Source organism: Thermodesulfobacteriota bacterium, assembly GCA_040756475.1.
GTDB lineage: Bacteria > Desulfobacterota > Deferrisomatia > Deferrisomatales > JACRMM01 > JBFLZB01.
Map to the genome: position 1 here is coordinate 31075 of JBFLZB010000006.1, position 21432 is coordinate 52506.

At 70.8% G+C, this 21432-nt stretch carries 19 protein-coding genes; 4 read left to right on the plus strand and 15 right to left on the minus strand.

What is annotated here, in order from left to right; translation table 11 throughout:
* Positions 1–75 precede the first annotated feature (75 nt).
* Genes AB1578_01810 through AB1578_01820 form a run of 3 tightly spaced genes read left to right on the plus strand, consistent with a single transcriptional unit; the run spans position 76 to position 3164 of the window.
* The gene (locus AB1578_01810) at positions 76–1272 is read left to right on the plus strand and encodes an amino acid ABC transporter permease (protein ID MEW6486634.1); all 1197 of its coding nucleotides are present in this window, start codon (positions 76–78) and stop codon (positions 1270–1272) included.
* Between the two features lie 7 nt (positions 1273–1279).
* Positions 1280–2380, plus strand: a complete 1101-nt coding sequence (locus AB1578_01815) for an amino acid ABC transporter permease (GenBank protein ID MEW6486635.1) — start codon at positions 1280–1282, stop codon at positions 2378–2380.
* A gap of 16 nt (positions 2381–2396) precedes the next feature.
* Positions 2397–3164: an amino acid ABC transporter ATP-binding protein gene (locus AB1578_01820; protein ID MEW6486636.1), complete on the plus strand. Its 768-nt coding sequence runs from the start codon at positions 2397–2399 to the stop codon at positions 3162–3164.
* A 25-nt stretch (positions 3165–3189) separates the two neighbouring features.
* Here AB1578_01820 and AB1578_01825 read toward each other — a convergent pair whose 3' ends face one another.
* The 14 genes from AB1578_01825 to AB1578_01890 form a co-directional block, all read right to left on the minus strand.
* Positions 3190–4146 (minus strand): TPM domain-containing protein, encoded by a 957-nt coding sequence (locus AB1578_01825; protein MEW6486637.1) that lies wholly within the window; start codon positions 4144–4146, stop codon positions 3190–3192.
* Complete coding sequence (locus tag AB1578_01830) at positions 4143–4793, minus strand: hypothetical protein (protein ID MEW6486638.1); 651 nt, start codon at positions 4791–4793, stop codon at positions 4143–4145. The genes AB1578_01825 and AB1578_01830 overlap by 4 nt, the downstream gene beginning before the upstream one ends.
* A 48-nt stretch (positions 4794–4841) precedes the next feature.
* Positions 4842–5429 carry a LemA family protein gene (locus tag AB1578_01835; GenBank protein MEW6486639.1) on the minus strand — a complete coding sequence of 196 codons (588 nt, stop codon included), beginning with the start codon at positions 5427–5429 and terminating at the stop codon, positions 4842–4844.
* Positions 5430–5489: 60 nt separating this feature from the next.
* Complete coding sequence (locus AB1578_01840; protein MEW6486640.1) at positions 5490–5801, minus strand: hypothetical protein; 312 nt, start codon at positions 5799–5801, stop codon at positions 5490–5492.
* Positions 5802–6220: 419 nt separating this feature from the next.
* A complete protein-coding gene (locus AB1578_01845) occupies positions 6221–6733 on the minus strand; it encodes a hypothetical protein (protein MEW6486641.1) in 513 nt (170 codons plus the stop codon).
* Between the two features lie 52 nt (positions 6734–6785).
* Positions 6786–8387 (minus strand): TolC family protein, encoded by a 1602-nt coding sequence (locus AB1578_01850; GenBank protein ID MEW6486642.1) that lies wholly within the window; start codon positions 8385–8387, stop codon positions 6786–6788.
* Positions 8384–9697: a TolC family protein gene (locus AB1578_01855; GenBank protein MEW6486643.1), complete on the minus strand. Its 1314-nt coding sequence runs from the start codon at positions 9695–9697 to the stop codon at positions 8384–8386. Before AB1578_01855 ends, AB1578_01850 begins: the two co-directional genes overlap by 4 nt.
* A 92-nt stretch (positions 9698–9789) precedes the next feature.
* Complete coding sequence (locus AB1578_01860; protein ID MEW6486644.1) at positions 9790–13851, minus strand: efflux RND transporter permease subunit; 4062 nt, start codon at positions 13849–13851, stop codon at positions 9790–9792.
* A gap of 1 nt (position 13852) precedes the next feature.
* A complete protein-coding gene (locus AB1578_01865; GenBank protein MEW6486645.1) occupies positions 13853–15280 on the minus strand; it encodes an efflux RND transporter periplasmic adaptor subunit in 1428 nt (475 codons plus the stop codon).
* Positions 15281–15584: 304 nt separating this feature from the next.
* Positions 15585–16007, minus strand: coding sequence for a heavy-metal-associated domain-containing protein (locus tag AB1578_01870; protein ID MEW6486646.1), 423 nt, complete (start codon positions 16005–16007; stop codon positions 15585–15587).
* 25 nt (positions 16008–16032) lie between these two features.
* Positions 16033–16737 (minus strand): ABC transporter ATP-binding protein, encoded by a 705-nt coding sequence (locus tag AB1578_01875; GenBank protein MEW6486647.1) that lies wholly within the window; start codon positions 16735–16737, stop codon positions 16033–16035.
* Between the two features lie 48 nt (positions 16738–16785).
* Positions 16786–17976 carry an FtsX-like permease family protein gene (locus AB1578_01880; GenBank protein ID MEW6486648.1) on the minus strand — a complete coding sequence of 397 codons (1191 nt, stop codon included), beginning with the start codon at positions 17974–17976 and terminating at the stop codon, positions 16786–16788.
* A 1-nt stretch (position 17977) separates the two neighbouring features.
* Positions 17978–18547 (minus strand): DUF2318 domain-containing protein, encoded by a 570-nt coding sequence (locus AB1578_01885; protein MEW6486649.1) that lies wholly within the window; start codon positions 18545–18547, stop codon positions 17978–17980.
* A 223-nt stretch (positions 18548–18770) separates the two neighbouring features.
* Positions 18771–19157, minus strand: coding sequence for a hypothetical protein (locus AB1578_01890; protein ID MEW6486650.1), 387 nt, complete (start codon positions 19155–19157; stop codon positions 18771–18773).
* Positions 19158–19399: 242 nt separating this feature from the next.
* On the opposite strand from AB1578_01890, the gene AB1578_01895 reads away from it, so the two are divergent.
* Positions 19400–19954, plus strand: a complete 555-nt coding sequence (locus AB1578_01895; protein ID MEW6486651.1) for a hypothetical protein — start codon at positions 19400–19402, stop codon at positions 19952–19954.
* A gap of 56 nt (positions 19955–20010) precedes the next feature.
* Here AB1578_01895 and AB1578_01900 read toward each other — a convergent pair whose 3' ends face one another.
* Positions 20011–21384 (minus strand): sigma-54 dependent transcriptional regulator, encoded by a 1374-nt coding sequence (locus tag AB1578_01900; GenBank protein ID MEW6486652.1) that lies wholly within the window; start codon positions 21382–21384, stop codon positions 20011–20013.
* Positions 21385–21432: the final 48 nt, after the last annotated feature.

Consider the following 21432-nt stretch of genomic DNA (forward strand, 5'->3'; position numbering starts at 1 on the left):
GGGGGGGGGGGGGGGGGGGGGGGGGTGGGGGCCCCCCCCCCCCCCACACCGCCCCCCGAGCCGGGACGCCCACGGATGAGCCGACGCGGAGCCCTCTGCGCCGCCGACCCGAGGCCGGCTGCGGTCCCCTTCTGGCGCGACGCCGCCAAGCGCGCCATCGCCTTCCAGGCCCTGGCCCTTCTGGCCGTGGGGGGCATCGGCTACTACCTGTTCACCAATACCCAGGCCAACCTGCAGCGCCAGAGCATCGCCACGGGGTTTGGCTTCCTCGCCAGAGAGGCTTCCTTCGAGATCGGCGAGAAGATCATCTCCTACTCGGCCGCAGACTCGTACGCGCGCGCCCTCCTGGTGGGGGCCCTCAACACGGTCAAGGTCGCGGCCCTCGGGATCGCCCTCTGCACCCTCCTCGGAACCCTCGTCGGGATCGCCCGCCTGTCCGCCAACTGGCTGGTATCGCGCCTGGCCGCGGCGTACATCGAGGTCCTGCAAGATGTCCCCGTGCTCTTGCAGCTCTTCTTCTGGTACGCCCTCTTCTACGAGAGCTTCCCCGGCCCCCGCGAGGCCCTGAACCCCCTGCCCGGGGTATTCCTGTGCAACCGGGGCCTGATCTTCGGGATCCCGGCCGCCCACCCCGCCTTCCCGACCATGGGATGGGCGTTCCTGGCGGCCTGCGCCGGGGTATGGACCCTGCGGCGCTGGGCCTATCGGCGCCAGGACCGCACCGGACGCGCCTTCCCCGTGGTGCAGGCCTCGCTGGCGCTCCTCCTGGGCGTCCCGGGCCTGGTCTGGGTCGCCTACGGGGCACCCGCGGCCATGGACGTGCCCCACCTCGCCGGGTTCAACTTCCGGGGCGGCGTGACCGTGTCGCCGGAGTTCTCGGCCCTGCTCCTGGGACTCGTACTCTACACATCGGCCTTCGTCGCCGAGATCGTGCGCGCCGGCATCCAGTCCGTGGGCAAGGGCCAGCGGGAGGCAGCCCTGTCCATCGGTCTGAGGCCCGGCCATGTGCTCAACCTGGTGATCCTGCCCCAGGCCCTGCGGGTCATCGTTCCTCCGCTGACCAGCCAGATGCTCAACCTGACCAAGAACAGCTCGCTGGCCGTGGCCATCGGCTACCCGGACTTCGTGTCCGTGGCCAACACCGCCATCAATCAGACCGGCCAGGCCATCGAGGGCGTGGCCCTGATCATGGTGGTGTATCTCTTCTTCAGCTTGAGCACCTCGGCCTTCATGAACTGGTACAACCGCAAGATCGCCCTGGTGGAGCGGTAGGCGGGCCATGACAGGAGCGAGCCAGACGCAGGGGAGGCAGCGGGAGCACCTCAGGCCGCCCGTGACCCGGGTGGGGGCACTGGGGTGGGTGCGGACCAATCTGTTCAGCTCCTGGTTCAACGCGCTCTTGACGTTTGCCACCCTCTACTTCCTGTGGAAGGTGGTGCCGCCACTCGTGCGCTGGGCGTTCGTGGAGAGCTTCTGGACCTCTACCGGCGCCGAGTGCCGCCTGGGGACCGGAGCGTGCTGGTCGGTCATCCCGGCCAACCTGCGCTTCATCCTCTTCGGTTTCTATCCCCAGGCCGAGCAGTGGCGGCCGGCGACGGCCATGGCCTTGCTCCTGGCGCTCCTTTTCTGGAGCCGGGACCGGCGGCACTGGAACCGGGGGCTAGGCTATCTCTGGGCAGGGGGGCTCGTGGCCATGGGCGTCCTGATGCGGGGCGGAGTGCTTGGCCTGGCGGCAGTGGAGACCGAACTCTGGAGCGGGCTGCCCCTGACCCTGCTCCTGGCCGTGTTCGGCATGGTGGCCGCGTACCCCCTCGGCGTCGTCCTGGCCCTGGGGCGGCGCTCGACCATGCCGGCGATCCGGAGCATGTGCGTGGTCTACATCGAGCTGATCCGGGGCGTACCCCTGATCAGCCTGCTCTTCATGTCCTCGGTGATGTTCCCCCTCTTTCTGCCCGAAGGCATCACGGTCAACAAGATCCTACGAGCCCAGGCGGCCATCATCCTCTTTACCGCGGCCTACATTGCCGAGGTGGTGCGCGGCGGACTCCAGGCCATTCCCCGGGGACAGTACGAGGCGGCCGACTCCCTGGGGCTCGACTACCCCCGGTCGATGCGGCTCGTGGTGCTGCCCCAGGCCCTCAAGATCGTGATTCCGCCCACGGTGGGCGTCCTCATCTCGGCCTTCAAGGACACCTCCCTCGTGGTCATCATCGCCCTGTACGACCTCCTCAAGACCACCCAGTCGACCCTGTCCAACCCCAGCTGGATGGGCTTCAGCCGAGAGGCCTACATCTTCCTTGCACTGGTCTACTTCGCGTGCTGCTGGGCCATGTCCAGCTACAGCCGCCGGCTCGAGCGGGAGCTTCATCGGGGCCACTGAGCCCCCCGGAGACCTCATGGAACCCGATACCCCCGCCGGGGCCGCCGTGGCCGCCGGCCCGATCATCGAGATCACCGGGATGCACAAGTGGTTCGGCGAGTTCCACGTGCTCAGCGACATCGACCTCACGGTCCAGCGGGGCGAGCGCATCGTGATCTGCGGGCCCTCGGGATCGGGCAAGTCCACCCTGATCCGGTGCATCAACCGCCTCGAGGAGCACCAGAAGGGCCGGATCGTGGTGGACGGCATCGAGCTCACCAACGACGTGAAGAACATCGAGAAGGTCCGGATGGAGGTGGGGATGGTGTTCCAGCACTTCAACCTCTTCCCGCACCTCACCATCCTGGAGAACCTCACCCTGGGCCCCATCTGGGTCCGCAAGACGCCCCGCAGGCAGGCCGAGGAGACCGCGATGGCCTTCCTGGAGAAGGTGCACATCGCCGAGCAGGCCCGGAAGTACCCCGGCCAGCTCTCGGGCGGGCAGCAGCAGCGCGTCGCCATCGCCCGCAGCCTGTGCATGAAGCCCAAGGTCATGCTCTTCGATGAGCCCACCTCGGCCCTGGATCCGGAGATGGTCAAGGAGGTCTTGGATGTGATGATCAGCCTGGCCGAGGAGGGCATGACCATGCTTGTGGTAACCCACGAGATGGGCTTCGCCAAGAGCGTGGCCCACCGGGTGCTCTTCATGGACTTCGGCGAGATCGTGGAGGAGAACACCCCCGAGGAGTTCTTCGACCACCCCCGGCACGAGCGTACCCGGCTCTTCCTGAGCCAGATCCTCTGAACGCGCAGACGCACACGATCCCGGCCTACCAGCTTCCGGATGCGCCGCCGCCCCCGGAGCCGCCTCCGCCTCCGGAGAAACCGCCGCTCCTGCTCCCCGAGCTCCAACCGCCCCCGGAGCCTCCCGAGGACACGGTGAACCCGCCGATCCGGGCGCGTCCCTTCTGCCGCAGATCCACCTGCGCCTTCTTGTACCAGGGCTTGTCCCGAACCATCAGCTTGGCAATGGGATAGCCCACCAGGTACAGGATCAGGACGACCAGCGTTCCGGTGGTGCCGAGGACCACGATGGGAAACATCGCCCAGAAGGGAATCAGGAAGAAGTAGAGGAACCACCCCATGCCCGGAGTCAGCACGCCGAGCACGGTAAACAGCCCGATGATGCCGAAGATGAACGCGCCGATGAGGATCCGCAGCGCAATCGGCATGTCCGGCACGTCGAGGCCGCTCGCGGGCGCAATCCGCTCCTCCGCCCCGCCCTCCGCGAGCAGCTCGGCGGTCGCCCCCTGCTCCAGCACCTGGACGATGGCGTTCACCCCCGCCTCGACGCCGCCGTCGTAGTCTGCGGCCTTGAAGCGCGGCGTCATGAACGTGCGAATGATTCTGCCGGCCAGCAGGTCGGTGAGCGTGGGCTCCAGGCCGTACCCCACCTCGATGCGCATGCGCCGGTCCTGGGGCACCACGACCACGAGCACTCCGTTGTCCTTGCCCGCCTGTCCGAGCTTCCAGGCCTCGAAGACCCGCACCGCATAGTCCTCGATGCTCTCGCCGCCCAGGGTCGGAACGGTGAGGACCGCGATCTGGTTGCCGGTGCGCTCCTCGTGCTCCCGAAGGCGCTGGGAGAGGCCGCGGCGCACGCCCTCGGAGAGGATTTCCGCCTCATCGTTCACGCGGCCGGAGAGATAGGGGACGTCCGCGGCGGTCACGCCAAGGGGCACAAGGAGCCAGACGCAGACCACGAAGGACCACACCAGGGCACTCATGGTCCGCGTTCCTCGATGAGCCCGTCCGGAAGCTCGTTCTCACCCCCTTGCCCGGTCCCGGTGGGTCCGAGGACCTTCTCCACGCCGGTCAGCCCTTGTTCCAGAGCGCTGCCCACCCGCCCGGCCGCCAGGGCCGCGGTCATGGGGGCGATGATCTCCCGCCGCGCTTGCGCGTCCAGGCGTTCCCCCAGTCCCCGATCCGGGAGCACCACCACGCGATGCTCGAAGAGGCTGACGAGCACCAAGACGCCCCGCCGCCCCCGCGTGGCGAACAGCTCGCGGGAGAGAAACAGGGACTCGGCGTATTGGCGGGTCTCCATCTCGGCCCGGTTCCCGTCGAGGAAGAAGCGCGCGAAGCCGGGCAGGACAACGGCCCCGAAAGCGCACGCCGCGCCGGCGCCCAGCGCCAGGATCACGGCGCCAAGCCCCCCCGGGAAGGAAAACCACTCCGGCTGCAACAGCTCCAGCACCACGGCGGCGAGCCCGCCCACGGACGCCCCCAGGGCAAAGGCCTTCCAGGGCAACTCGGGATAGGCATCGCTGCGCTCGATCACCGCCAACACGATCTGTGCCCCGGTACGCTCCTCGGCCTCGGCGGTGCGCCGTTCCAGGTGCTCCTTCTCCTGTGCGGTCAGGTTGTATTTCATCACGCCAAATCCGGATGACCCCTGGAATTTCGTACGTTGTGCCGCCCCTTACAGATCGACCCTGGGCGCTCTTGCCGCGCCCTCGTCGGCCGCAAACGATTCCTTCAGCTTCAAGTGCAGCAGATACTTGTTGGTGAGGTTGTTCGGAAATACTCGAATGGACGTGTTGAATTTCTCCACTGCCGCGTTGTACCGGGAGCGCGCCACATGGATCCGGTTCTCCGTTCCCTCCAGCTGGTTTTGAAGGTCCAGAAAATTCTGACTCGCTTTGAGATCGGGATACCGCTCCACCACGACCATGAGCCGGGACAAAGAGCTGCCGAGCTCGCCCTGGGCCTGCTGGAACTTCGCCAGCGCCTGGGGATCCTCGAGCATGGCGCTCGAGAGTTTCACCTCGGCCGCCCTTGCGCGGGCCTCGGTCACGGCGAGGAGAGTCTCCCTTTCGTGGCTCGCATAGGAACGAACGACCGTCACGAGGTTGGGAATGAGATCCAGGCGACGCTGGTAGGCCGACTCCACGTCTCCCCACGCTGCTTTCACCGCCTCTTCGTTGGCCTGAATGGCATTGTACCCGCAGCCCGAAAGGAGCGCGGCCGCCGAGCTGACCACCGCAAACAGCCAGAATCGGATGCTCATGGATTCCTCCTGCCACTGGGCGGACCGCAACCGAACGTCGCATCCCCGGAAAGCCGGCGTCTACTTGCTGCGAACCTTGAACACGACCGCGCTGATCCGGTCCATACGCACCACGGCGTCGTAGAAGTCCCTTCCGGCGACCTTGGCAAGATGCACCACGATATCCCCCACCGTGGTCACCGTACCCTCGATCGCCTCGCCGGACTCCAAGTGCACGATCACCCGCTTGCCGTGGTTCTCCAGCAGCACGTCTTGGAGGGTCGCGGCCGGGGACTTCAGCTCGTACTTGGGTTCCTCGGCGGCGAGGGGTGGGGCGGACACGGCGAGACACACCAGCGTCACCAGCAGGGCACCGGCTCTTCTTCTTGTCACGGCGATACCTCCCTGGAATGGCAACGGGCTTCGTTTCGGGGGGAGCGAGCCCTTCCGGGAGCCCGAGTCACCCCATGGCGATCCGGACAGCCAGCCCTCGGCAGGCAAGGCTCCCGCACCGCCGCTTGGCGCCCCTCGATCCCGCCCCGTTGCGGGACGGACCACGGCCCGGGCGGGTCGCGTCGTGCCGCCCAAACCTGCGGCCCCCAGCCTAGGTCGAGAGTCGGCCTCGTCAAGCCGGGCACGGGAAGGGCAGGCAGGCCAGCCGGGCCGCGGCTGGGAAGATCGTCGGCAGATCGCTCTCCGCCTCGTGGTACAGGGAAATATCGACGCAGGGGCGACGCATCATGCGCCGCCCCTGCGAGCTTGATCCGCCCCGCCGTCCCCGGGGCGCCGCCCAAGCTTCCCTTTGGTGGCCGCTACCGCACCTCGTAGGCGAAGGTGTCCACCAGGTTCTTGCCCCCGTCCACCGCCCGGGTGGTGATCTCGTAGGTGCCCGGGGTCTTGAGCTCCAGGTCGGCCCCGTAGCCGCCGTCCATGAAGGCGGCCATCGTCTTCTGCTCGCTCCCGCCGGGCCCCCGGACGAGGTAGCCGACCCGCGCCCCGGCCGCCGGCGTCCCGCCGGGGGCCGCGAGATAGACCATCAGGTGGTGGGACTTCATCTGGCTCATGTCGTGGCCCTTCATCTCGACCCCCGCCGCCTGCATCTGGGCCGCGTTGTCGATGAGGTGGTACGCGAGGGCGTAGCCCTCCACGGTGGACTCGCGGATCAAGTCCCCGTGCCGCTCCCCGGGCGCGGCGCCGGCCCCGGGGGCCGCCCCGTGCCCGCCCCCGTGGCCCGCCCCGTGCTGCATCTGGGCGATGGCCGGGGAGGCCGAGAGCAGGGCCAGGGCGAAGAGGGTGCCGGTCGTCTTTTTCAGGATCGTCTGCATGGTTTTCTCCTGTGCTTCTCGCGAAGAGGAATGTGCGCGGCCAGGGCCGCTCCTACGGGTTCGTCCTTCGTCCTTCATCGTCCGTCCTTCCCGATGTTCCCACCGCGGCCTCCAGGTCCGCCCGGGCCCGGCCGGCGTCGGCCCGGCGGCGCTCCCGGGCGAGCTGGGCTTCGAGCCAGCCACCGTAGCTCATGAGGGCATCGGCGAACATCACCTTGCCCGCGCTGTAACCCCGCGCGGCCGCCTCCAGGGCGGCCCGGGTGAGGGGCAGCACCCGGTCGGCGTAGAGGGCCTCCTCCCGCAGGGCCCGGTCCAGGGCGAACCACGCCTCCCGCACCCGGAGCGCCGCGGAGGCCTCTTCCATCGCCAGCTCCTTCTCCAGGGCGGCGAGGCGCTGGCGGGCCTCCCGCAGGTACGCCTCCTGGGTGCCGTACCAGGGCCGCAGCGGCAGCCCGGCCCCCGTGGCGGCCTCCGTGGCCTCGGGGAAGGCCCGGGGCTCGCCGCTCCCCATGCCCATGGCCCCGCCGGCCCCCGCCCGGGAGATCTCGTCCCGGCGGTAGAAGGACAGGTCCAGGTGGAACCGCGGATAGACCATGGTCTCGGCCATCTCGATCATGCGCTCCATCTGCCCCACCATGGCCCGCATCCGCCGCAGCTCCTGCCGGCGCTCCCGGGCCAGGGGGTAGAGGGCCTCCGGGGCAGGTGCCGCGCCCCGGTCCTCGGGAAGGATGGGGGTGCCCACCCGGGTGCCGGGGGCCAGACCCAGGAGCTCGCCCACCTCGGCCTCGGCGTTTCGCCGCTCCTCCGCGAGGGTGGCGAGCTCCTCGCGCACCTTCTCCACCTCGATCTCGGCCCGCAGAACTTCGGAGAAGCTCGCGTCGCCGGCGGCGTACCGGGCCGCCGCTGCCCGGCGCAGTTGGTCCAGGAGGTCGAGCATCTCGCGGGTGAGGGCCCCGGCGCGGTCCAGGTACCCGAGCTCCCAGGCGGCGCGCCGGGCCCCCGTGACCGCGTCGCGCCGGGCGGCCTCCAGGGCCTCCCAGGCGGCGGCGGCCTCCCGTCCGGCGATCTGGCCCTTCAGGGCCGCGAGGCCCGGGAAGGGGAAGGCGAGCGCGGGGCTGTCCGGATCCTCCATGGCGCCGGCCCCGGTCATGAGGCCGGCGGTGAGCACGGAGTACTGGCGCAGCAGCGCCTCCAGGCTCGCCACCTGCCCGAAGGCCTCCAGGGAGGCCCGAAACTCCCGCTCCCGGGCCCCGGCGCCCGGATTGCGCAGGAGGGCCAGGACCTCCAGGTCTTCCAGGGGAAAGTCCCCCGCCAGGGCCGCGGCCGCGCGCTCCGGGTCGGCGGAAAGGGGGGCCAGGCGCTGGACCCGGTCGGCGTGGGGGGCAAAGAAGGAGAGCCGCGGATCCGGCGCCGCCAGAGCCGCCTCCCACCCGGCGCGGGCCTCGGCCAGCCGCGCCAGCTCGGCGCGCAGGGGGTCCTCCTTGGGCGCCGGGAAGGCGTCTCCTGGCGGGGCGGGCGCCGGACGAACCGCGGCTGGCGCCTCGTAGTCCTCCCACTCCCGCAGGAGGTCCCGGTAGCCGGCTTGCGCCGGCAAAGCTCCTAGGAGCAGGAGCGCGGGACCGAGGAAGGTCGCGAACCCAACCGCGCGCGTCATCGCGACGCCTCCTCTCCCGCCGTCTCTTGGCGGGCCGTGAGGTCCCGGCCGGCGAGGCGCTCCAGGCGGGCCAGCGCCGTGCCGTAGTCCGACGAGGCCCGGGCCAGGGCGAGCTGGAAGTTGTAGTGCACGGCCTGGGTCTCGGCGAAGTCCGAGAAGCTCCCCTGGCCCTGGCGGTACCAGGTCTCGGCCACGGCCAGGGCGTTGGCCGCCTGGGGCAGGAGCTCGTCGCGGTAGAGCGCCACGAGGCGCTCGGCGTTGCGAAGCCGAAAGTAGGCCTCCCGCACCCGGGTGTTGGTCTCGTAGAGCTGGCCGTCGCGCATGGCCCGGGCGCTCTCGGCCATGGCCCGGGCCTCGGCCACCCGGCCGGCGTTCTTGCCGGGCCACAGGGGCAGGGTCATGCCGGCGATCAGCCCCACCGAGTCGCGCCCGCCCCGGTCCAGGGGGTCCCGCAGGAGCCCCACGGTGAAGTCCGGGAGCCGCTCGTACCCCATGAGGCGCTCCTCGGCTTCGGCCCGGGCGATGCGGGCCTCGGCGATCCGCACCTCGTCGCGGCCCTCCCGGGCCAGGGCGTGGACCTCCTCCAGGGAGTAGGCGAGCGGCCGCAGCGGCTCCTGCGCCAGGGGCCCCAGGGGGGCCCCGGGGGGCCGGCCCAGGGCGGCGTTGAGCCGGGCGGTGAGGGTCTCCTGGAGCTCCTCCATGAGCAGCGCGTCGTAGCGGAGCTGGGCGAGCTGGGACTGGGCCCGGGTCACGTCCACCAGGGTGGCCCGGTCCCGGACGAAGGCCGTCTCGGCCACCGTGCGCAGGTGCTCCAGGAGCTCCCGGTTGCCGGCGATCACCGCCCGGGCGCTGCGCACGTAGGAGAGCTCGTGGAAGGCCTCGCGCACCTCCAGGGCCACCTCGCGCGCAGCGCGGTCCGTGCCGAGGCGGGCCACCCGGGCATCCGCCTCGGCCACGTCCCCGGCCCGGGAGAGCTTCCCGGGAAAGGGCACCATCTGGGTGAGCCGCCCCATCCACATCTCTTCCATGGGATTGCCCTGCTCCACCATGAGCTCCGGGTCGGGAAGCCCCGTGGCCACCCGGCGCCGCTCCACGGCGGCCCGCCACTCGTGGCGGGCGGAGCGCACCATGGGGTTGGCCCGGGCCGCGTAGGCCACCAGGTCTGCCAGAGCCGGGCCGGAGGCGAGGCGAGCCTCGAGCTCGTCGTTGGAGAGGGGGGACGCCTGGGCGGAGGCGAGGGGCGCCGAGAGGGCCAGGAGCAGGCCGAGGATCACGGCCGCAGGAGCGGCCCTGGCCGCGAACCACCCCAAGGATCCCCCCGGCCTGGGGCCGGATTCGCGGGCAAGCCCGCTCCTACAGGGGTTCCGAGAGGGGATGCCGCCGGGCAGAGGCCGCCTCGAGGTCATGTCTGCACCTCCCCGCCGCCGGACCGAAGCCGCAGCCGCAAGGCTGACTCCTGGACCCAGCAGTAGAGCACGGGCACCGTGAACATGGTGATCAGCACGAACATCATGCCTCCCACGCTGGGGATGGCCATGGGGATCATCAGGTCCGCTCCCCGGCCGGTGGAGGTGAGCACCGGGATCAGGGCCAGGATGGTCGTCCCCACGGTCATGAGGCACGGGCGGCACCGCCGGAGCCCCGCCACCACCGTGGCCTCCCGGATCTGGGCCACGGTCTCGGTGCGCAGCTTCTCGAAGCTCTGCTTGAGGTAGGTGGCGATCACCACCCCGTCGTCCACCGCAATGCCGAAGAGGGCCAGGAACCCCACCCACACCGCGACGCTCAGGTTCACGGGCCGGAACTGGAAGAGCTCGCGCACGTGGGCCCCGAAGAAGTGGAAGTTGCCGAACCACTCCTGGCCGTACAGCCAGAGGAGCACGAAGCCCCCGGCCCAGGCGACGCCGATCCCGCTGAACACGATGAGCGTCGTGGGCACCGAGCCGAACTGGAAGTACAGGATCAGGAAGATGATCCCGAGCGCCACGGGGATCACGATGGACAGGGTGCGGGCGGCCCGGAGCTGGGCCTCGTAGCTCCCGGCGAAGGCGTAGCTCACCCCGGGGGGGATGACGAGCTCCCCGGCCTCCAGGGCGCGGCGCAGGTGGGCCTGGACCGCCTCCACCACATCCACCTCGGCGATGCCGGGCTGGCCCCCGAAGGTGACGTAGGCCGTGAGGAAGGTGTCTTCGCTCTTGATCTCCTGGGGGCCGCGCACGTAGCGGATCTCCGCGAGCTGCCCCAGCGGGATCTGGACGCCGCCCATGCCGGCCACCAGGACCTTCTCCAGTTCTTCCACCTCGCTGCGCAGCTCCCTCTGGTAGCGCACGCGCACGGGGTACCGCTCACGGCCCTCGACCGTTGTCGTCAGCATCATGCCGCCGATCGCCGAGGAGATCACCTCCTGGACGTCCATCACGTTGAGTCCGAAGCGGGCGATGGCCTTTCGGTCGACGGCGATCTCCAGGTAGGGTTTTCCCACCACCCGGTCGGCGTTGACCGTGGCCGGCACGATCCCCGGCGCGCGCCGAAGCAGCCCCTCCAGCTCCATGGCCACCTGCTCCAGGGTCTCGAGATCCGGGGCGCGCACCTTGAGCCCCATGGCGGCCCGCATCCCGGTCTGGAGCATCACCTGGCGGGTCTCGATGGGCTGGAGCTTGGGGGCGGTGGTGGTGCCCGGAATCTGGGCCACCCGCACGATCTCGTCCCAGATATCGGAGGGGGAGCGGATGTGGTCCCGCCACTGCCGGTGGGGTCGGCCGTCCTCATCCGGGACGAGCTGCCCGGTTGCGTCCCGGACGAAGGCCCCCCGGGCCTCGTCGTAGGCGAAGGTCAGCCGCCGGCCCGCCTCGTCGGTGGCGTACTCGGGCTTGTAGTCGATGTAGGTCTCGATCATGGAGACCGGGGCCGGGTCCAGGGCGCTCTCGGCCCGGCCCGCCTTGCCCACCACCGACTCCACCTCCGGGATCGCGGCGATGGCCTCGTTTTGCCGGCTCAGCACTTCCGCGGCCTCGCCGATGGAGGCGTGGGGCATGGTGGTGGGCATCCAGAGAAACGAACCCTCGTCCAGGGGAGGCATGAACTCCCGCCCGAGCCCCGGGAACGCGTGGGTAGCCCAGACCCAAGGGGGCAGGACGCGCACGCGCTGGGCTCCGAGCCCCACCGCTTCGGCTGCAGCCGGCACGAACCGGAACACCCGGTCGAACCCGAGCCACACGCACGCGCCCGTCAGGAGCAGCAGGAGCGGCATGGACAAGAACGCCAGCTTGTGGTCCAGGCACCAGCGCAGGATGGGGCCGTACGCCCGCTCGAAGAGGCGAAAGAGGAGCAGCACGCCGCCGATCACGACAGCCACGAAGGCCAGGTTGCGGGCCATGCCCCGCTCGGGCCCCAGGGGCTCCCAGGCCGCGGTGAGCACCCACCCCACCAGGATCACCGCGACCGCGCTGGCGACCCAGGGGGTGGCCTTCTTCTGGAACGACGTGAAGGCGGCCGCCGCCGCGGCCTTGCGGGGCGCGAAGCGCCGGGCCCAGTCGGCTCCTTCTTCGGCGTGGAGGTTCCACACAGAGGTCCCCACGAGGGCGAGCCCCCCCAGCACCACCCCGGTCCAGCCCCGGGAGAGCCCCCACCCGAGCACGCCGAGCCCGGCGGCGCCCAGGGCCAGGAGAAGTGCCCTGTGGTGGCGCCGCGCGTCGGCCCGGCGGGCCACGAGGAGATGCATCGCCGCGGGCACGACGGTCACCGCCACCACCACGGAAGCCAGGAGCACGAAGGTCTTCGTGTAGGCGAGCGGGGTGAACATCTTCCCCTCGGCCCCGGTCATGGTGAAGACCGGCAGGAAGCTCACCACGGTCGTGGCGATGGCCGTCACCACCGCGGACCCCACCTCCCTGGCGCCCCGGTACACCACCTCGAGCCGATCCTCCTCGGGGGGGGCCTCCTCCAGGTGCTTGACCACGTTCTCGCTCACCACGATCCCCATGTCGACGATGGTCCCGATGGCGATGGCGATGCCGGCCAGGGCCACGATGTTGGCGTCGACCCCGAACCCCTTCATGGCGATGAAGCCGGCCAGGACCGTCAGGGGAAGCATGGCGCTCACCACGAGGGAGACCCGCAGGTGGAGCATCATCACGATCACCACGATCATGGTGACCAGAATCTCGTGGTACAGGGCGTCGTTGAGGGTTCCCAGGGTCTCGTAGATGAGGCCGGTGCGGTCGTAGAAGGGCACGATGGCGAGTTGGCTCAGGGTAACCCACGGGGGCCACGTGTCCCGGGGGTTGGCCCGGAGCCAGCGCAGCCAGTCCTCTTGGGCAAGGTCCGGTGCGCCGGGCACGAACGCCTCGAACCCGGCCTCCCGGGCGAAGCGCTCCACGTCGGCTCTGGCCGCCTTCTCCCAGTCCACCACGGCCTTGGCGGGGAGTCCCGGGGCGATCTCGGCCGCCTTCTCCTTCACGTGCTGGATGGCCTCCAGGGGGTTGTACCCCTCCCGCACGACCACCACGCCCCCCACGGCCTCGGCGCCCCCCTTGTCGAGCACCCCCCGGCGCTCCGCGGGGCCCAGGCCCACCACCGCCACATCCCGCACCCGGATGGGGATCTCCCGGGGGCCGGTGCGCACCACCGCCTCCTCCAGGTCGGAGAGGCTGCGCACGAACCCCAGGCCCCGGATGACGTACTCCACCCGGTTGATCTCGGTGGTGCGGGCCCCCACGTCGAGGTTGCTCATCCGCACCGCATCGAGGACCTGGGTCAGCGTCACCCCGTGGGCTCGCAGGGCGTCGGGGTCCACGTCGACCTGGTACTCCTGCACGAAGCCCCCCATGGAGGCGACCTCGCTCACCCCTTCGGCCGACAGCAGACCGAAGCGCACGTACCAGTCCTGGGCGGAGCGCACCTCGTGGAGGTCCCAGCCGCCCGCGGGGTTGCCGTCGGGGTCGCGGCCCTCGAGGGTGTAGAGGAAGACCTGGCCGAGCGCCGTGGCGTCGGGCCCCAGGCCCGGCTGCACCCCCTCGGGGAGGCTTCCGGCGGGGAGGCTCGAGAGGCGCTCGAGGATGCGCGAGCGCGACCAGTAGAACTCCACGTCCTCCTCGAAGATGATGAAGATCGTGGAGAACCCGAACATGGAGAGGCTGCGGATGGTCCGGACCCCCGGCACGCCCAGGAGCGTCACCGTGAGGGGGTAGGTGACCTGCTCCTCCACGTCCTGGGGGGAGCGGCCCGGCCAGTCGGTGAAGACGATCTGCTGGTTCTCGCCCAGATTGGGGATGGCGTCCACGGGCACGGGGTCTCGGGGGAGCCAGCCGATCTTCCAGTCGAACGGCGCCGCCGCCACGCCCCAGCCGACCACGGCCAGTATCCCGATGAGGACCACCAGCTTCTGCTCGAGGCAGAAGCGGATGACCTTGCCCAGGAGGGTGTCGCGGTCGGGCGTCGCCACCCCTCGCTCCTCGCGGCCCATGTCAGAAGTCACGGAAGAACTCCTCCACCTCGTCGCGCGCCCCAGCCGGCGCCCCGGGGGCAGGCGCCGGGCCGGCGCCGTGGTCGTGCACCGGGGGCGCGCCCCCCTCGGGAGCCATCATGCTCGGCAGGCCCCGGATCTGGAGCTCGCTGTCGAGCTTGAACGCCCCGTGGGCCACCACGAGCTCCCCTTCCGCAAGCCCCTCGCGCACCTCGTAGTACGCGCCGGCACGGGGCCCCAGCACGACCTGGCGCCCCTCGAAGGTGGGGCGCTCGGCCCCCGGCACCTTCACGTACACCACCGCGCGCTTGCCGGTGAGCAGCGGCGCGCTGGCGGGGATGACCAGGGGCCGTTCCTGCCCCTCCGGGCCGCCGGGGGCGGTGTGCACCGCGGCCCGCACGAACATGCCGGGCTTGAGTCGGCCGCCGGGGTTGGGCGCCTCCACCCGCACCCGGGCGGTTCGGGTCTCGGCGCTCACCACGGGGTCCACGAAAGACACCGTCCCCGTGAGCTCCTCCCCCGGGAAGGCCTCGGCCGAGAGCTTCACCTCCTGGCCCCGAGTGAGCCGGGGAAGGTCGGCCTCGTAGGCCTCCAGGAGCGCCCACACCTGCCCCAGGTCCGCCAGGGAGTAGAGGGGCATCCCCGTCTCGACGTACATCCCCTGGGTGGCCATCCGCTCCAGCACCACGCCCCCCACGGGAGCCCGGATCGTAATCCGGTCGGTCACGGTGCCGCGGCTCTCCACCTGGGCGATCTGGGCGGGGGCGAGCCCCAGGAGCCGGAGCTTCTCCCGGGCCGCGGCCAGGGGCACCCGCGCCAGGTCTCCCCCAGCGCCTGCACCCCGGGCCTCCAGCTCCGCGGCCACGCGCCGGGCCTGGAGGAGCTCTTCCTGGGCGGCGAAGAGCTCCGGGCTGTAGAGGGTGACCAGGGGTTCGCCCGCCTTTACCTCGCGGCCCGTGTAGGCCACGTGGACCTCCTCGATGCGGCCGCCCACCCAGGCGGAGATGGTGCGCAGTCGGGTCTCGTCGGCCTCGATGCGGCCGAAGAGCCGCAGGGAAGCCTGGGCGGAGAGGCGCTCCACCGGCCAGGTTCGAACCTCCAGGAGGGCCGCGGCCCGGGGGCTCAGGGAGAGCCGGGGCGCGCCCTCGTCCTCGGACGCGTCCTCCTCGGCGGCGGCCACGGGCACGAGCGTCATGCCGCAAATGGGGCACTTTCCCGGCTCGGGCTGGCGGATGAAGGGGTGCATGGCGCACGTCCAGATGGTCTCCCGGGCGACGCCCTCCCCGGTCTGGGAGGCGGCCGGATGGTCGCTGTGGCTTACCGGGTGCCGGTCCCGGGGGCCGCTTCCGGCCAGGTAGGCGGCCACGACGAGCACCGCCACCCCGGCCCCGAGGGCCCAACGCCGCCACCCCTTCATCCGTTCCATCATCGCCGCCGCCTCTCTTCCCGCGGAGTTTCGCCGTTGCGTCGTGAAAGCACCGAGCAATGGGCGTGCCGAATGGGAAAGCCTCTAAAATCAAATGCTTTCAAAACACCAGCCGGCCTGCGGGCTTTTGGTTGGAGAGTACTCTACAACTCTTTGGAGGACTGTCCACAGCGGCCACGCCCGTTTCAGTGGGCGGTTCCCACCCTACCCCTCGAACGCGCCGCCCAAATCGATATCGACCCCGACTCCGATCCCGATTTCGATTTCGAGCGGTGAGCCGTAGGGTGGGCATCGCCCACCAGCCCTCTCACCCCGGGCAGCACCCCCCGCCGCACCCCTTCCCGGCGGCCGCGGATCCGGGCCCGGACCGCGCTCCGTCGGAGAGGGGCCCTTCGGCGTACCCCAGGAACCGGGCGGGGTACCCCGCCCGGGTGACGGCCTCGGCCAGGGCCCGGGGGTCGGCGGACTCCGGGTCGTGCGCCACGGCGACGGTGCGGGCGGCCAGGTCCACGGCCACGGCCCGCACCCCGGGCAGGCCCTCCAGGGCCGAGTGGATGCGGGCCTCGCAGCTCCCGCAGGTGATGCGCTCCACCCCGAGGACGAGGGTCCGGGCGGAAGCGGCAGGGCTCTCCCCTACGCTCCCCGAACCCGCGAGACCCTGCCCCCAGAGCCCCACGGCCACCGCCGCCACCGCCAGCGCTCCCACCGCGCTCCACGCAACGCGCTTCATCGGATTGCTCCTTTCCGGCCCCGGCTCACGCCGACGCCTCCGCCGGCCGCACCAGCCGGTCCTCTTCCACGATCACCCCGTCCGCCACCCGGAGGATCCGCCGGGCGTGGCGGGCGCACTCGGGGCTGTGGGTGACCATCACGATGGTCATCCCTTCGCGGTTGAGCTTCTCCAGCAGCGCCATGACGGCGGCGCTGGTCTTGGAGTCCAGGTTCCCCGTGGGCTCGTCGGCCAAGAGGATGGCCGGCTCGTTCACGATGGCCCGGGCAATGGCCACCCGCTCCTGCTCCCCGCCGGAGATCTGGCTCGGCAGGCGATCCCCCTTCCCGGCAAGCCCCACCCGGGCCAGGGCCTCGGCCGCCATCTCCCGCTTCTTCTTCCGGCTCGCCGGGACCACCGCCAGGGGGAGCATCACGTTTTCCGACAGGGTCAGGTAGGGGATCAGGTGGAAGCTCTGGAAGACGAAACCCAGGAACTCCCGGCGAAAGTCCGCCCGCTGCTCGGGTCCCAGGGCATACACGTCGATGCCGTCCACCTCGAGCCGCCCCGAGGTGGGGGTGTTCAGGGCGCCCATCACGGACAACAGGGTCGACTTGCCGGAGCCCGACTCCCCCATGACCGCCACGAACTCCCCCGCCTCCACGGCCGCGCTCATGTCGCGAACCGCGAACACGGCCGCGTCTCCGGAGCCATACTGTTTCACCAGATTCGACGCTTCGATATAGCTCATGGTCTTCTCTCTCCGGTCGGACCGTCCCGTCCGACGCGTCTGACGAGGTTAGAGCGCCCGCAGGGCCTCGTTGGGGTCCATGCGGGCGGCCAGGAGCGCCGGGTAGGCGCTGGCCACAAGGCCCAGGAGCACCGAGAGCCCCACCGCCCCGGCCGCCAGGACCGGGTCGAGGGGGACGCCCGCGATGGCGGCCTCGGCGCCGTGGTGCATGGCGGCTGCCGAGGTGTCGGTGAAGAAGGGTAGCGCCAGCCGGGTGCCCGCGAGCCCCGTCACGTACCCCAGGACCCCGGCCAGGGCCGAGACGACGCCCGCCTCCAGCAGGACGATGCGCACCACGTGGCTCTTCCGGAAGCCGATGGCCCGGAAGATGCCGATCTCGCTCGTGCGCTCCCGCACGCTCCCGGTCATGGTGACGAGCACCACCAGGCCCCCCACCAGCACCACCAGGGCCGAGACCCCCAGGGAAAAGGCCTTGAAGTGGCCGATGGCCTCCATGCGCCCCTTCACCACGGCCTGGATGGCCATCACGTCCGCTCCCGGGAGCACCTCGGAGATCTGGACGACCATCTCGTCCACGGGGCAGTCCATGCAAAGCGCCGCCACCTCGGCCATGGAGACCCGGCCGTCCTTCCCCAGAACGAACTGGGCCGTGCCCAGGTGGGTGAAGACCATCTGGTCGTCCTGGGAGCCCGTGACCTCCAGGATCCCCGAGACCGCGAAGTCCCACCCGTCGATCTGGAGCCGGTCCCCCACCGCGATGCCCAGGCGCCGGGCCACGTCGGCACCCAGGAGAACCCCGTTCTCCGGCGGCGCCTCTCCCTGGATCTTCCACCACGGCTTGAGGATGTGGGAGGCCATGAAGTCCACCCCGGCGAGCAGCGCCTTCTGGTCCTTCACCGTCACCACCCCCAGCACCATGGGCCCCACGGCCGCGAGGTTCCCGGCGTTTCGGATGGTGTGGATGCGGGCGAGGTCGGCCTCCCGGATCTCCTCCACCTCGAAGGCGACCCCTCCCAGGGAGAGCCCGCCGTAGGTCAGGGAGAGGTTCTCGGTGTGGGGCACCACCAGGATGTTGGCGCCGTACTGGTCGAGCTTGTGGTAGACGTCGTCGGTCATGGCCCGGGTGAGGGTCACCAGGCCCACCACCGTGGCCACGGCGATCAGGAGGCCTGCCAGGACGAAGCCCGCCTTGGCCCGGCGCCGCCGCAGATTGAGAAACGCGATGTCGCGCAGGGTCATCTCAGCCCTCCCGCTGGAAGTCGAAGTACCCGCGGCCCGAGAGGATGTCGCCCACCTGGATCACGACCTTCCCGTCCCGCACCTGGTTGGGCAGGGGCGCCGGGTTGCAGCCGCCCTTCACCTCCATCACCTTCACCGAAGGGAAGCGCATCCGGCAGTTCTGGCACACCATCTCGTCGCCGTCCTGGCGGTAGCCCTTCCCCGCCCGCCAGCAGGCGTCGCAGGCGTCGAAGGCCGAGCGGATCACCCCGTCGGAGCTCTTGAGGACGAAGTAGCGCAGAACCGGGCCGCCCTCCGTCCGGTGCTCGTAGAAACGGGCCCGGCCGTCGTCGAAGTCAGCCGCCGGGTGGCTCACTTCCCCCGCGTGGGCCTGGGCCGGGGCCAGCAGGGCAGGCGCCGCGGCTTGCGGCGGTGCCCCCTGGCGCCCGAGGAAGAACACGCCGCCGCCGATCACCAGGGCGGCGCACCCGGCGATGAGGAGGAACTGGGTCGAACGGCTGGTCTTCTTGGCGCCGAGGACGGCGGCCTTCTTGGCGGCCAGCTTGTCTTGGGGCTGGATTTCGTTGGACATGAGGTCTGCTCCTTGGGCCGGGCGGCACGCCCGGCAAACCGCCGGCGGTGTTTCCCACGGGCGCGCGGCGCGGCCCGGCCGGTGCAGGTTGGCTCTCGGGGGATCTCTTGTGGGATCTGGGTACGGTCGGGCTCCGCAGGGAGCCCAGGGCGCACCTCGACGCTTCCGGCAGCCGTAAGGGGCCGGCCATTCGGTCGGGGTCACGCCCGCGGGGCAGGGCGGTCTAACAGAGCAGGGCGAGGTGGCGGAGGTAGATCGGACCCGGGGGGCCTTGGGCGCAGGGGCGTGCGTGGGCCAGGGAGCCCACGGGCGAAGCGGGCACCGCCGAGGAGTCGATGCTCCCGAGAACCGGCGCGTGGGCCGGGGCATCCACCCGGGGAACTGCCGTCACGGCGGAGTCCGGGAAGTCCTGGACCGGCGCCTGCTCCAGGTCGCAGGGAACGGGGGCCGTGTCGCAGCAGCAGGAGTGGGGCTCCGCGCCGGGATGCACCGCCACCGGCGCCGCGCAGCACCCGCCGCCGCACGGGCGGTGCGGCAGCGCGGCGCCCAGGAGCAGCATGCTCAGGACGGCGAGCCAGGCGATGGGAGATGGGGCGCGGAAGCGGGTCACGGGCACTCCTCAGTCTCATTCTACGGTTTCGTATGCTAACCCTCCGGCATCGAATCGTCAACTAGATTCGTAAACTTTAAGGGATGGGGCGATCTTGTTCCACAGTAGCGCAGAGGGAAATCCCGGGGGGCACGCCCTTGCCACCCCGGGAGGGGGCGCTACATTTCCAGGTGTCGGGCCCGGGGACCGCCCGGTCCGCCGGTGACCGGGACCCGCTCCGGGGGGGAGGAAAGGAGCTCGCCATGAAGAACGTCTCTCTTGCCCTCGCGGCGCTGGCCGCCCTGGTCGGCCTTGTTGCCGCGCCGCCCGCGTCGGCCGTCTGGCCCGCCCCCATGATCGTCGCCCTCGACCTGGAGACCCGGGTCCCCGACCCCTACTACGTCCTCTCGGGCCCCATCGAGACCTACCGGGCCTACCCCTTCCAGGACTGGGTGAGCGAGGCCTTCCGGGAATACGCGCGGCAGAAGTCCGGGGCTCTCGAGGAAGAGGGAATCCTCCAAGTGCGCGTCGAACAGCTCTCCACCCGGTTCCGGGCCATCGGCTCGGCCGGGGAGCAGCGGGCCGAGCGGGTGTACAAGACGGCCTGGCTCCGGTTGGAGGTCTCGTTCCTCGCGGGAGGAGAGATCCTGGCCCGGCGAGACGGCTGGCTGGAAGCACAGGTCACCCTGGGCTGGCACGAGGCCGGCGCCGAGCAGTACTACGACTTCACGGACGTCCTGGGAGCGGTGATCGCCAAGGCCCTGGCCGAAGCCGACGCCGCGGTGGAGGAGGCCCTGCGGGCCTCGGGGCGCCGGTAAAATCCCGGGACCGCAGCCGAGCTCGCCCCCGCCCGTCGAAACGCCCCCCGCGTGACTCACCCCCCCTCGGGCGGCTTGCGGGGGATGCCGAACTTCTCCATCCGGTAGAGGAGGATGTGCCGGGGCACCTTGAGGAGCCGGGCCGCGTGACTCTGGTTCCACCCGGCCCGGCGCAGGGCCTCCCGGATGAGGGCGGCCTCCGCCTCCTCGAGCCCGATTCCCTCGGCGGGGAACTCGAACCGAAACCCGCCCGGCGGCCCGGCCTCGGGGGGCCGGCGGACCTTCTCGGGGAGGTCCGGAAGGTCGAGCACGTCCTTTTCCCGCAAGATCAGCAGCCGCTCCACGGTGTTTTCGAGCTCGCGCACGTTGCCCTTCCAGGGGTGGCGCTTCAGGGCCTCTAGTGCACGGGCCGTGAAGGTCACCTGGCCTGCCGGCGCGAGGGTCTTCAGGAAGTGGGCCACCAGGAGCGGGATGTCGTCGGGCCGTTCCCGCAGGCTCGGGACGTGGATGGGCACCACCGCGAGCCGGTAGTAGAGGTCCTCCCGGAACCGCCCTTCCTCGATCTCCTCCTCCAGGTCCCGATTGGTGGCGGCCACGATGCGCACATCGACCCGGATCGGCTGGTTGGCGCCCACCGGCGTCACCTCCATCTCCTGGAGCGCCCGCAGGATCTTGGCCTGGAGCTCCACCGGGAGCTCCCCGATCTCGTCCAGGAACAGGGTGCCGCCGCTGGCCTCCTCGAACTTCCCCGCCCGGTCCCGTACGGCCCCGGTGAACGAGCCCTTGACGTGGCCGAAGAGCTCACTTTCCAAGAGCTCCCGGGGGATGGCCGCGCAGTTGACCGGGAGGAACGGCCGGGAGGCCCGGCGGCTTCGGTAGTGCACGGCCCGGGCCACGAGCTCCTTGCCGGTGCCGCTCGCCCCGGTGAGGAGGACCGGTGCATCGGTCTCGGCCACCTTCTCCACCAGCCGGAAGACCCGCTGCATGGGGGGCGAGTCCCCCACGATGTTCTCGAAGCCGTACTTCTTCGAGACCTCCTTTCGCAGGCGCACGTTCTCGGCCTCGAGGCTCCGCACCCGCAGGGCCTTGGCGGCGGCCAGCTTGAGCTCGTCGCGGTTGAAGGGCTTGGTGATGTACTCGAAGGCGCCCGCCTTCATCGCCTCCACCGCCGTCTCGATGGTGCCGAAGGCCGTGATGACGATGACGGGGGTGTCGGGGGAGTCGGCCCTGATCCGGCGCAGGAGGTCCAGGCCATCCATCCCGGGCATCTTGATGTCGGTGACCACGAGGTCGAAGCGGCCCCTGGCCAGGGCCGCCAGGGCCTCCTCGCCGCTCGCGGCCGTGGCGACGGCGTGCCCCTCCTGGGCCAGGTTGTACTCCAGGACGCGCCGCAGGCTCGCGTCGTCGTCGACTACCAGGACCTTGGCCATGGGGGCCTCCGAGGGCAGGGGCTAGGGGTCAGGGGTCAGGGGCTAGGG

Coding starts and splice junctions, on each gene's coding strand:
- AB1578_01850 (MEW6486642.1), bottom strand. CDS start 8,387: ATGACGCGCGCGGTTGGGTTCGCGACCTTCCTCGGTCCCGCGCTCCTG.
- AB1578_01885 (MEW6486649.1), bottom strand. CDS start 18,547: ATGTCCAACGAAATCCAGCCCCAAGACAAGCTGGCCGCCAAGAAGGCC.
- AB1578_01870 (MEW6486646.1), bottom strand. CDS start 16,007: ATGAAGCGCGTTGCGTGGAGCGCGGTGGGAGCGCTGGCGGTGGCGGCG.
- AB1578_01895 (MEW6486651.1), top strand. CDS start 19,400: ATGAAGAACGTCTCTCTTGCCCTCGCGGCGCTGGCCGCCCTGGTCGGC.
- AB1578_01875 (MEW6486647.1), bottom strand. CDS start 16,737: ATGAGCTATATCGAAGCGTCGAATCTGGTGAAACAGTATGGCTCCGGA.
- AB1578_01845 (MEW6486641.1), bottom strand. CDS start 6,733: ATGCAGACGATCCTGAAAAAGACGACCGGCACCCTCTTCGCCCTGGCC.
- AB1578_01810 (MEW6486634.1), top strand. CDS start 76: ATGAGCCGACGCGGAGCCCTCTGCGCCGCCGACCCGAGGCCGGCTGCG.
- AB1578_01865 (MEW6486645.1), bottom strand. CDS start 15,280: ATGATGGAACGGATGAAGGGGTGGCGGCGTTGGGCCCTCGGGGCCGGG.
- AB1578_01830 (MEW6486638.1), bottom strand. CDS start 4,793: ATGAAATACAACCTGACCGCACAGGAGAAGGAGCACCTGGAACGGCGC.
- AB1578_01900 (MEW6486652.1), bottom strand. CDS start 21,384: ATGGCCAAGGTCCTGGTAGTCGACGACGACGCGAGCCTGCGGCGCGTC.
- AB1578_01815 (MEW6486635.1), top strand. CDS start 1,280: ATGACAGGAGCGAGCCAGACGCAGGGGAGGCAGCGGGAGCACCTCAGG.
- AB1578_01880 (MEW6486648.1), bottom strand. CDS start 17,976: ATGACCCTGCGCGACATCGCGTTTCTCAATCTGCGGCGGCGCCGGGCC.
- AB1578_01820 (MEW6486636.1), top strand. CDS start 2,397: ATGGAACCCGATACCCCCGCCGGGGCCGCCGTGGCCGCCGGCCCGATC.
- AB1578_01835 (MEW6486639.1), bottom strand. CDS start 5,429: ATGAGCATCCGATTCTGGCTGTTTGCGGTGGTCAGCTCGGCGGCCGCG.
- AB1578_01860 (MEW6486644.1), bottom strand. CDS start 13,851: ATGGGCCGCGAGGAGCGAGGGGTGGCGACGCCCGACCGCGACACCCTC.
- AB1578_01825 (MEW6486637.1), bottom strand. CDS start 4,146: ATGAGTGCCCTGGTGTGGTCCTTCGTGGTCTGCGTCTGGCTCCTTGTG.